The organism is Paraburkholderia tuberum STM678, from assembly GCF_902833905.1.
Lineage (GTDB): Bacteria > Pseudomonadota > Gammaproteobacteria > Burkholderiales > Burkholderiaceae > Paraburkholderia > Paraburkholderia tuberum.
In genome coordinates, this window is record NZ_CADFGP010000116.1 from 1 (window position 1) to 10,792 (window position 10,792).

The following is a 10,792-nucleotide window of genomic DNA, read 5'->3' on the forward strand; positions in this document are numbered from 1 at the left end:
ACGAAACGAAGCTCGCTGGAGCAATCCAGTCGTCAGGAAACGCCGGATACGTGATCCGTACGTCCGGTGTTGTGGGAGGACGGCGGGGGCAACCCCGCCTCCTACCCGATTGCTGAAACATCCGTCACTGACGCATTTCGTCGCAGTCGCCCGCCAGATCGCGCAAGCTAATTGGGTAGAATTCCCCACATCGCCACTGCCCATTTACCAGCACGACTCCATGACAACTGGCTCGCGACGGGTTCAAACGCCTGAGGGACTTCGACACAGCGTGATCCACGGACCCTTGCGCGCCGCGCTCGCCGTCGCGTTGCTGTGCGCGAGTCTGCTCGTCGCGCCGCACGCGCATGCCGCGCATGCGATCGCGCAATACGGCGAGCCCAAATATCCGGCCGGCTTCAAGCACTTCGACTACGTCAATCCCGATGCGCCGAAAGGCGGCACGCTCGTGCTCGCGAACCCGAGCCGTCTAACGAGCTTCGACAAGTTCAATCCGTTCACTCTGCGTGGCAATGCGGCGCCCGGCCTCGAATTGATGTTCGAGAGCCTGACGATCGGCAGCAGCGACGAAGTCGCGTCCGCCTACGGGCTGCTCGCCGACGACATCGTCGTCGCGCCCGACGGCCTGTCGGTCACGTTCCACATCAATCCGCGCGCGCGCTTTTCGAACGGCGACCCTGTGACCGCCGACGACGTCAAGTTCTCTCTCGACACGCTGAAGAGCCCGCAGGCCGCGCCGCAGTTCGCATCGCTTTTCAGCGAGATCAAGCGTGCGGTCGTCGTCGATCCGGCCACGGTGCGCTTCGAGTTTCGCGAGCGCGATCGGGAGTTGCCGCTGCTCGCGGGCAGCATGCCGGTGTTCTCGCGCAAGTGGGGGATGAAGCCCGACGGCAGCCGTGTTCCGTTCGACCAGCTCGCATTCGAAAAGCCAGTCGGCAGCGGGCCGTATCTGATCGACAGCTACGACAACGGCCGCACGATCACGTTCAAACGCGACCCGCACTATTGGGGCGCCGATCTGCCGGTGCGCGTCGGCATGAACAACTTCGATCGCATCGTCTACAAGCTGTATGCCGATAGCACCGCCCGGCTCGAGGCGTTCAAGGCTGGCGAGTACGACGCGCTGGTCGAATACATCGCGCGCAACTGGGTGCGGCGCGACGTCGGCAAGAAGTTCGACCGTGGCGAGTTGATCAAGCGCGAGTTTGCGCAGCACAACGGCACCGGCATGCAGGGCTTTTTCCTGAACACGCGCCGGCCGCTGTTCCAGGATGTGCGGGTGCGCAAGGCGCTCGATCTCGCGCTCGACTTTCAGTGGCTGAACCGCCAGCTGTTTTTCAACCAGTACACGCGCATCGACAGCTATTTCGCCAACACCGAATGGCAGGCGAAGGGGCTGCCTTCGCCTGGCGAGCTCGCGCTGCTGGAGCCGTTTCGCGCCCAACTCGACCCGGCGGTATTCGGGCCGCCGCCGAAGCAGCCCGATACCGATCCGCCCGGCTCGCTGCGCGCGAATCTGCTGCAGGCGCGCGATCTGCTGCAGCAGGCCGGCTGGACCTATCGTGACGGCGCGCTGCGCAACGCGAAGGGCGAGCCGTTCCAGTTCGAGATACTCGACGACTCGGGTTCGGCCTCGTCGATGGAGCCGATCATCGCGACCTTCACGCGCAATCTGCAAAAGCTCGGCATTACCGCGAACTTCCGCACCACCGACTTCGCGGTCTATCAGAAGCGGCTCGACGCATTCGACTTCGACGTGACGACGATTCGCATGCCCGACGTGCAGGTGCCGGGCTCCGAGCAGATCACCCGCTTCGGCAGCAAGGCCGCCGATACCCCCGGCTCGGACAACGCGATCGGCCTGAAGTCGCCGGCCGTCGACGCGGTGTTGAACGCGCTCGTGCATGCGCAAACGCGCGAGCAGCTGACCGATGCCGCGCACGCGCTCGACCGTCTGCTGATGCATGGCTACTATGTGGTGCCGCACTGGTACAGCGGCACGCATCGCGTCGCGTTCAAGCGCGGGCTCGCGTGGCCGAAGACTTTGCCGCTGTACTATGGCGCGGAGGGCTGGATCACGACGATGTGGTGGTACGAGGACCCGCGGGCGCGCACGCCCACGGGCAGCGCCGACTGATCCGCAGAGCCATCGCCCCCACCAACGCGTTCGCACTGGAACACCGCCTATGTGGAGCTACATCCTCAAACGCCTGCTGCTGATGATCCCGACGCTGCTCGGCGTGCTGACGCTGACCTTCGTCGTGATCCAGTTCGTGCCGGGCGGCCCCGTCGAGCAGATGCAGCACGAACTGCGCAAGGGCGCGGAGGGCGCCTCGCCGTTCGGGCTGCGCTCGCATAGCGGCGTCGATGCGCAACAGATCGCGCAACTGAAGCAGTTGTACGGCTTCGACAAACCGCCGCTCGAACGCTACGTGCTGATGCTCAAGCGTTTCGCGACCTTCGATCTCGGCCAGAGCTATTTCCGTCATCAGAGCGTGTTGTCGCTGATCGTGTCGAAGCTGCCGGTGTCGATCAGCATCGGCCTGTGGACGTTCTTTCTCACCTATCTGATATCGGTGCCGCTCGGCATCGCGAAGGCGGTGCGCAACGGCTCGCACTTCGATATCGCGACGAGCCTCGTCGTGCTGGTCGGCTACGCGATTCCGGGCTTCGTGCTCGGCGTGCTGCTGCTCGTGCTGTTCGGCGGCGGCACGTTCCTGCAGCTGTTTCCGCTGCGCAACCTCACTTCCGACAACTGGGACCAGTTGAGCCTCGTCGGCAAGATCCTCGACTATCTATGGCATATCACGCTGCCGATCACGGCGTCGGTGGTGGGCAGCTTCGCGGTCGTCACGATGCTGACGAAAAACGCGTTCCTCGACGAAATCCGCAAGCAGTACGTGCTGACCGCGCGTGCCAAAGGTTTGTCCGAGCGGCGCGTGTTGTGGAAGCACGTGTTTCGCAATGCGCTGCTGCCGCTGATCGTCAATTTCCCGGGCGCGTTCATCGGCGCGTTCTTCACCGGCAGCCTGCTGATCGAAACGCTGTTCTCGCTCGACGGGCTCGGGTTGCTGTCGTATGAATCGGTGATGCGGCGGGACTATCCGGTCGTGCTCGGCACGTTGTATCTGTTCACGCTGATCGGCCTCGTCACGCGGCTGATCTCCGACCTTTGCTATGTGTGGGTCGATCCCCGCATCCAATTCGAACAACTGGAGCGCTGATGAATCGAGCCCGCCTTTCCGCCGACGCGGCGGCGCGCACCGAACCCGCGCGGGCACTGATGTCGCCGTCGCCGGCGCGTCGCGTGTGGCAGCGTTTTCGCCGGCAGCGTCTCGGCTACTGGAGCCTGATCATCTTCGTCGTCGCGTTCGCGGCGAGCCTCGTGGGGCCGCTGTGGTCGAACGACAAGCCGGTCGTCGTGCGCTACAACGGCCATCTGTATTTCCCGCTCGTCAAGACCTACGCCGAGACCACCTTCGGTGGCGACTTCCCCACGCCGGCCGATTATCTCGATCCGTACATCCGTCACCGCTTCGATGCGCCGGGCAACTTCGCACTGTATCCGCCGAATCATTACTACTACGACACGCTCAATTACTTTTCGAAGACGCCCAACCCGGCGCCACCGTCGCGCGAGAACTGGCTCGGCACCGACGACCGCGGCCGCGATCTGTTCGCGCGTCTGCTGTACGGCTTCGGCGTGTCGGTCGTGTTCGGCCTCGTGCTGACCGTGATCAGCACGATCGTCGGCATCGCCGCGGGGGCGGTGCAAGGTTACTTCGGAGGGCGAACGGACATCGTCGGGCAGCGTCTGATCGAGATCTGGAACGCGATGCCGCAGCTCTATCTGCTGATCATCTTTTCATCGATCTTCGAGCGCAGCTTCGCTCTTTTGATCGTGCTGCTGTCGCTGTTCAACTGGATCGGCCTGTCCGACTACGTGCGCGCCGAGTTCCTGCGCAATCGCCAGCAGGACTACGTGCGCGCCGCGCGCGCGATGGGCCTGTCGCATTGGCAGATCATGTGGCGTCACGTGTTGCCGAACAGTCTGACGTCGGTCGTCACGTTCCTGCCGTTCAGCATGAGCAGCGCGATTCTCGCGCTGACGAGTCTCGACTTCCTCGGCCTCGGCGTGCCGCCGCCGACGCCGAGCCTGGGCGAACTGCTCGCTCAGGGCAAGGCGAATCTCGACGCGTGGTGGATCTCGGTGTCGACCTTCGGCGTGCTGGTGGCGATGCTGCTGCTATTGACCTTCATGGGCGACGCGCTGCGCAACGCGCTCGACACGCGTATCTCCGATGCGATACACGCCGGAGGTGGTCAATGAGCGCGCTGCCGCAAATCGATCCGCAATCGACGGACATGCCGCTGCTCGAACTCGACCATCTGCGTGTCGCGTTCGGCGACACGGTGGCCGTCGACGACGTCACGCTCGCGATCGCGCGCGGTGAACGCGTCGCGCTCGTCGGCGAGTCGGGCTCGGGCAAGAGCGTGACCGCGCTGTCGGTGCTGCGTCTGCTGAACGACGCGCAGGTGAGCGGGGCGATCCGCTTCGATGGCAAAGATCTGCTCGCGAAGAGCGAGCGTGCGATGCGTGGCCTGCGCGGCTCGGACATCGCGATGATCTTCCAGGAACCGATGACCGCGCTCAATCCGCTGTATACGATCGGCGACCAGATTGCGGAAACGATCGTCGTGCATGACGGCGTCAGCGCGGCCGAGGCGTGCAGGCGGGCGGTCGCGCTGCTCGCGCGCACCGGCATCACCGAGCCGGAGAAGCGCATCAACAGCTACCCGCATCAGCTCTCGGGCGGGCAGCGGCAGCGCGCGATGATCGCGATGGCGCTTGCCTGCCGGCCGCGCCTGTTGCTCGCCGACGAGCCGACCACCGCGCTCGACGTGACGATTCGCGCGCAAATCGTCGAGCTTCTGCTGGAACTGCAGCGCGACGAAGCAAAAAAGCGCGGCATGGCCGTGCTGCTGATCACGCACGACCTGAACCTCGTGCGTCACTTCGCGCAGCGCGTCGCGGTGATGGAGCGAGGCGTGCTGGTCGAAACCGGCACGGTCGAGCAGGTGTTCGAGGCGCCGCGCCATCCGTACACCCAGCGGCTGCTCGCGAGCCGGCCGCAGCGCGAGGTCGTGCCGGTGCTGCCGATCTCGCCGGTGCTGCTCGAAGCGCGCGATGTGGCGGTCGACTTCAGAACGAAACTGACCGGCCTGCGTGGCTGGTTCGGCGCGGGGCGGTTTCGCGCGGTCGACGCGGCGAACGTGTCGGTGCGCCAGGGCGAGACGCTCGGGATCGTCGGTGAATCGGGATCGGGCAAGTCGACGCTCGCGATGGCACTGCTCGGTCTGCAGCGCACCGCGCATGGCGAGATCCAGTTTCAGGGCAGGGCGCTCGCGAGCTATCGCGGCGCCGAAAAGACCGCGCTGCGCTCGAATATGCAGGTCGTCTTTCAAGACCCTTTTAGTTCGCTTTCGCCGCGGCAGACGATCGAGCGGATCGTCGGTGAGGGGCTCGCGCTGCATCGGCCGCAGATGACTCCGCAGGCGCGGCGCGACAAGGTCGTCGCGGTGCTGCGCGAAGTCGGCATCGACCGGACCGCGCTGTATCGCTATCCGCATGAATTTTCGGGCGGGCAGCGGCAGCGCATCGCGATCGCGCGCGCGCTGGTACTGGAGCCGCGCGTGCTGATCCTCGACGAACCGACCAGCGCGCTCGACGTATCGATCCAGCAGCAGGTGCTCAAGCTGCTCACCGGGTTGCAGCACAAATATAACCTCGGCTTCGTATTCATCAGTCACGACCTGGAAGTGATCGGGGCGATGGCGCACCGAGTCGTGGTGATGCAAAACGGATCGATCGTCGAGACCGGCGAAGTCGAGAAAATTTTTGCTGCACCCGCGCATCCTTACACGCGAAAGCTGCTGAAAGCGGCGCTTGATCGTTGATTTTTCACCCTTTCCCCAATTGAGTGCGTCTGTCGATTGATTTTTGCTATTCCTTTTGACAGGCAAATACTTACTGGCTAGTATCGAGCAAACTTTTTTTCTAGACCCCTGATTTTTTGGCAAAAACTACCGACCAATGCAGCACAGAAACTTCACCCAGGCTTGCACGCGCGTCGTCGCCGGGATGTTCATTGGCGTCTTGATGGCAGCAGCTCCCGGCGCGTTCGCCGACGAAGTAAGCGGTTTTAATCAGAATGCCTCATATCCGCCCACCAACGGCTCGGATCCTCTCTCCCTTCTCACTCCCCAAACCAAGGCCGCAGGCAGCGAAAGCGGCAGCGCCAAATCGTTCCTTTCGGGCATGGCCGGCAAAGCGGGCGACGTGGTGGTCGGCGCGTTGAACATGATCGGCGTTCGCTACCGTTGGGGCGGCAATACGCCTGATTCGGGGCTCGATTGCAGCGGTTTCGTGCGCTACGTGTTCCAGGACACGCTCGGTCTCGCGCTGCCGCGCCGTGCCGAGGAAATGAGCCGCCTGGGCGAGAAGGTGCGGGTAAGCGACCTGAAGCCGGGCGATCTGGTGTTCTTCAATACGATGCGCCGCACGTTCTCGCACGTCGGCATCTATATCGGCGACAACAAGTTCGTGCACTCGCCGTCCACCGGCAGCACGATCCGCGTCGACGACATGGATGACGGCTACTGGGAAAAGCGCTTTACGGGTGCGCGTCGGATCGAGACCTCGTATCAGGCCGACGATCTGCGCAAGCGCGTGACCGCGACGATCGGCGGGAATAACTGATTCGGCGCCAGGCCTGGCGATAAAAAAGCCTGCTTCGTTCGAAGCAGGCTTTTTGCGTTTGATGCGCGCGTTTTTGCCATGGCGACGCACAGCGACTGTGCGTCGCCGGGCTTTCAGGCTCCCATGCGCCGCGCGGCGAGCTTGCGCTGCAACTCCGGCATCATCTTCGCGACCGCTTCCTCGCCGGCGAGGATCGCGGCGTTGCGCTGTGAGAAATCGCTGCCGCTCATCGCCGCGAGATTCGGCCGGATCACCACGTCGGCGTACTTGTCGAGCTCGTAGGCCTTGATCGTCTGGCCCATGATCGTGAAGGTCTGCATCAACACGTCGAACGAGCTTGCCGTGACGCCGTTTTCCGGTCGCTGGGAGATATCGACGGCGATCACGAAATCCGCGCCCATCTTGCGCGCGAACGACGCCGGTACCGGACTCACGAGACCCCCATCCACGTACTCGTGACCGCCGATCTTCACCGGCTCGAAAATCGACGGTACGCTGCACGACGCGCGCACCGCGATGCCGGTGTTGCCACGCTGGAACAGGATCGGCTGGCCGGTTTGCAGATCGGTCGCGACCACGCCGAGCGGCCTAGCCATCTTCTCGATCGGGCGGTTGTTCAGCGTCGTGTTCAGGTAGTTCTGCAGCGCGACGCCCTGCAGGAAGCCGCGCGTACGAAACGGCATCGCCCAGTCGCTGATCGACGCTTCGTCCATCGACAGCGCGAGCTTGTTCAGCGCGAAGCCGTTCATGCCCGACGCGTACAGCGCGCCGACCACGGAGCCGGCGCTCGTGCCGGCGATCAGGTCGATCTGGATATTGCGCGCCTCGAGAGCCTTGATGACGCCGATGTGCGCAAAGCCGCGCGCGGCGCCGCCGCCGAGAGCGAGCGCGACGCGAACCGGCTTCTGTTGCGCTTTTTCAGGCGGCGGGGGAACGGCGGGCGTCGCGGTGATCGGCGCGCCATCGAGTTTGCCGGCGGTCGTGGTGCAGGCGGCAAGCACCGCGGATGCGGCCGCCAGCGAAAAGCTGCGGCGGCTCAAGTTCGGGGATGAGGGTTTCAACGAGTTCTCCAGCAACGGCGCGCGCGACGCGAGCGGCGTCGCGCGTACCGCGATCAGGCTGAGGTCAGACCGGGCGGATCGCCGACGGCGATTGCGCGCGCTTGCAGCGGTGTTCGCTCCGGATCGGATCGAGGTGCGGTAAGCCCGCATCGCAGCGCGCGCACATCTTAATGCAAACGATCGGCTCGCGCGGTCCGCTGTAATGAAACGTTGCAGAGGAAGTATTCGGAACTGACGCGGCGCTTTTTCAAGATGAGTTGGGCGAGCGCCGGGAAGGTGCGTACGCAGATGTCCGGACGCCGTTCGCCCATGCGCCATAGGCCGTTCGGACGAGGGCGGCAACCCGCGTGCGGAAGGTATAATTCGGCTCTTGCACTTATTCCCTCGTGGCCGTGCGCGACGTCGCGCGCAGCATGGGCACGCTTCGCTGCCGCGCTTCGCAGTCGTGTTCGCCTGAGCGCCGGCGCCTGTTTTCCGAGTAACCGCTAATGACCACCTCCGTTCGTACCCGTTTCGCACCGAGTCCCACCGGCTTCATCCACCTGGGCAACATCCGCTCCGCGCTGTATCCGTGGGCGTTCGCGCGCAAGATGAAAGGGACCTTCGTGCTGCGGGTCGAGGACACCGACCTCGAGCGCTCCACGACCGAATCCGTCGACGCGATTCTCGAAGGCATGGCGTGGCTCGGCCTCGATTTCGACGAAGGCCCGTTCTACCAGATGCAGCGCATGGACCGGTACGGCGAAGTGCTGAAGCAGATGCAGGAGGCGGGGCTCGTCTATCCGTGCTACATGTCGACCGAAGAGCTCGACGCGCTGCGCGAGCGCCAGCGCGAAGCAGGCGAAAAGCCGCGCTACGACGGCACGTGGCGCCCGGAGCCGGGCAAGGTGCTGCCGGAGCCGCCCGTGGGCGTGAAGCCGGTGCTAAGGTTTCGCAATCCGCTGACCGGCGTGGTCGCGTGGGACGACGCGGTGAAAGGCCGCATCGAAATCTCGAACGAAGAACTCGACGACCTCGTGATCGCGCGTCCGGACGGCACGCCGACGTATAACTTCTGCGTCGTCGTCGACGATCTCGACATGCGCATCACTCACGTGATTCGTGGCGACGACCACGTCAACAACACGCCGCGCCAGATCAACATACTGCGCGCGCTCGGTGGCGAGCCGCCGGTGTATGCACACCTGCCGACCGTGCTGAACGAGCAGGGCGAGAAGATGAGCAAGCGCCACGGCGCAATGAGCGTGATGGGTTATCGCGATGCGGGGTATCTGCCGGAAGCGGTCGTCAACTATCTGGCGCGCCTCGGCTGGTCGCATGGTGACGCGGAGATTTTCACGCGCGAGCAGTTCGTCGAGTGGTTCGATCTCGAGCACCTCGGCAAGTCGCCGGCGCAGTACGACCATGACAAGCTGAACTGGCTCAACGCGCACTACATCAAGGAAGCCGACAACGCACGCCTCGCCGAACTGGCGAAACCGTTCTTCGCGGAGCTCGGCATCGACGAAGCCACACTCGCCCAAGGTCCGGATCTGACGGGCGTGGTGGGCCTGATGAAGGATCGGGCGTCGACCGTGAAGGAGATCGCGCAGAACGCCGCGATGTTCTATCGCACGCCGGCACCCGACGCTGAGTCGCTTGCACAGCACGTCACCGACGCGGTTCGTCCGGCGCTCGCTGATCTGGCCGCTGCATTGAATACGGTCGAATGGACCAAGGAGGCGATCGCCGCCGCGCTGAAAGCGACGCTCGGCACGCACAACCTGAAGATGCCGCAGCTCGCGATGCCGGTGCGTCTGCTGGTGGCGGGTACGACGCATACACCGTCGATCGATAGCGTGCTGATGCTGTTCGGTCGCGACGTCGTCGTTAGCCGCATCGAAAAAGCGCTTGGCTAATCCGTTGGCGGCGTGCGTCAGAGGTTTCGCATGCCTCCGGAGAAAATTCGAATGTAATTGCTCAAAGGGTATTTACAAAGCGCAGATCGCCCTCTAAAATCTCGTTTCTCTGATGTGCGCGGGGGTATAGCTCAGCTGGGAGAGCGCTTGCATGGCATGCAAGAGGTCAGCGGTTCGATCCCGCTTACCTCCACCAACAGAGCAGAGAGGTGGAAGTGGTTAAGAAGTCTGATGGATGTAGAAAAAAGACTTCACAAATCGCTGAAATGTAGTTAAAGTAGCGGTCTTTCGCTGTTGACTAGAAAATAGCTTGGCGAATTAGCTGAAAAGTTAGCGCGAGTTGATCAAGTCAAAAGCGAATTGAGACGGATCTGAAAAGATTTTGTCCCCTTCGTCTAGAGGCCTAGGACATCACCCTTTCACGGTGAGTACAGGGGTTCGAATCCCCTAGGGGACGCCAAACATCAGCGTCGCTTTAGTATTCGAGTAGTAGTAAAGCAGCGCAGCTTGCAGAGAATTAACCGACGCTCGCAAGCAGGGTGTAAAGACTGGAGTGGTAGTTCAGTTGGTTAGAATACCGGCCTGTCACGCCGGGGGTCGCGGGTTCGAGTCCCGTCCACTCCGCCAGACAAAGCCCGTTCACACATACTTGAACGGGCTTTTTCATTAAGGGTGTAAGCAGTACGTTGTCCCCTTCGTCTAGAGGCCTAGGACATCACCCTTTCACGGTGAGTACAGGGGTTCGAATCCCCTAGGGGACGCCAGAACATCGGCGTCGTTCGGTTGGAAGTTTGAACGGTGCAGCAAGCTGAGAGTATGGCTCGCACGCTGCGATGCAAAATCTGGAGCGGTAGTTCAGTTGGTTAGAATACCGGCCTGTCACGCCGGGGGTCGCGGGTTCGAGCCCCGTCCGCTCCGCCAGATTTGAGAAAGCCCACTTCGCAAGAAGTGGGCTTTTTTATTGGTGCGCCAGGCATGGCGCGTAGCGCCGTGACTGGCGCTGTCCGACCCGCTGTGGTGGCGAGCCGGATGACTTGGGGGTGAAAGTCCTCTGCACACCCGGCAAGGGGAAG

At 63.1% G+C, this 10,792-nt stretch carries 7 protein-coding genes and 5 tRNA genes; 11 read left to right on the top strand and 1 reads right to left on the bottom strand.

The genetic code is table 11. The features are described from left to right. The first annotated feature begins 220 nt into the window (after nucleotides 1-220). The 5 genes from HWY30_RS39525 to HWY30_RS39545 all read left to right on the top strand — a co-directional run bounded on the left by HWY30_RS39525 (nucleotide 221) and on the right by HWY30_RS39545 (nucleotide 6,760). Nucleotides 221-2,137, top strand: coding sequence for an extracellular solute-binding protein (locus HWY30_RS39525; RefSeq protein ID WP_090800652.1), 1,917 nt, complete (start codon nucleotides 221-223; stop codon nucleotides 2,135-2,137). A 49-nt stretch (nucleotides 2,138-2,186) separates the two neighbouring features. Further along, nucleotides 2,187-3,224 carry a microcin C ABC transporter permease YejB gene (locus HWY30_RS39530; protein ID WP_090800650.1) on the top strand — a complete coding sequence of 346 codons (1,038 nt, stop codon included), beginning with the start codon at nucleotides 2,187-2,189 and terminating at the stop codon, nucleotides 3,222-3,224. Next, nucleotides 3,224-4,330: an ABC transporter permease gene (locus HWY30_RS39535; protein ID WP_090800648.1), complete on the top strand. Its 1,107-nt coding sequence runs from the start codon at nucleotides 3,224-3,226 to the stop codon at nucleotides 4,328-4,330. Before HWY30_RS39530 ends, HWY30_RS39535 begins: the two co-directional genes overlap by 1 nt. Next, nucleotides 4,327-5,958: an ABC transporter ATP-binding protein gene (locus HWY30_RS39540; protein WP_090800647.1), complete on the top strand. Its 1,632-nt coding sequence runs from the start codon at nucleotides 4,327-4,329 to the stop codon at nucleotides 5,956-5,958. Before HWY30_RS39535 ends, HWY30_RS39540 begins: the two co-directional genes overlap by 4 nt. Nucleotides 5,959-6,094: 136 nt before the next feature. Beyond that, the gene (locus HWY30_RS39545; RefSeq protein WP_090800645.1) at nucleotides 6,095-6,760 is read left to right on the top strand and encodes a C40 family peptidase; all 666 of its coding nucleotides are present in this window, start codon (nucleotides 6,095-6,097) and stop codon (nucleotides 6,758-6,760) included. A 113-nt stretch (nucleotides 6,761-6,873) separates the two neighbouring features. Here HWY30_RS39545 and HWY30_RS39550 read toward each other — a convergent pair whose 3' ends face one another. Then, nucleotides 6,874-7,821 carry a patatin-like phospholipase family protein gene (locus HWY30_RS39550; protein WP_090805355.1) on the bottom strand — a complete coding sequence of 316 codons (948 nt, stop codon included), beginning with the start codon at nucleotides 7,819-7,821 and terminating at the stop codon, nucleotides 6,874-6,876. Nucleotides 7,822-8,309: 488 nt separating this feature from the next. Here HWY30_RS39550 and gltX point away from each other — a divergent pair, with 488 nt between their 5' ends. The 6 genes from gltX to HWY30_RS39580 all read left to right on the top strand — a co-directional run bounded on the left by gltX (nucleotide 8,310) and on the right by HWY30_RS39580 (nucleotide 10,640). Beyond that, entirely contained in the window at nucleotides 8,310-9,719 is a 1,410-nt protein-coding gene (gene gltX / locus HWY30_RS39555) for a glutamate--tRNA ligase (RefSeq protein WP_090800644.1), read from the top strand. A gap of 120 nt (nucleotides 9,720-9,839) precedes the next feature. Beyond that, nucleotides 9,840-9,915: transfer RNA gene (locus HWY30_RS39560), tRNA-Ala, on the top strand. 188 nt (nucleotides 9,916-10,103) lie between these two features. Continuing rightward, a tRNA-Glu gene (locus HWY30_RS39565) sits at nucleotides 10,104-10,179 on the top strand. Between the two features lie 90 nt (nucleotides 10,180-10,269). After that, nucleotides 10,270-10,346, top strand: a tRNA-Asp gene (locus tag HWY30_RS39570). 61 nt (nucleotides 10,347-10,407) lie between these two features. Next, a tRNA-Glu gene (locus HWY30_RS39575) sits at nucleotides 10,408-10,483 on the top strand. Between the two features lie 80 nt (nucleotides 10,484-10,563). Further along, nucleotides 10,564-10,640 (top strand) — tRNA-Asp (locus HWY30_RS39580). Nucleotides 10,641-10,792 lie beyond the last annotated feature (152 nt).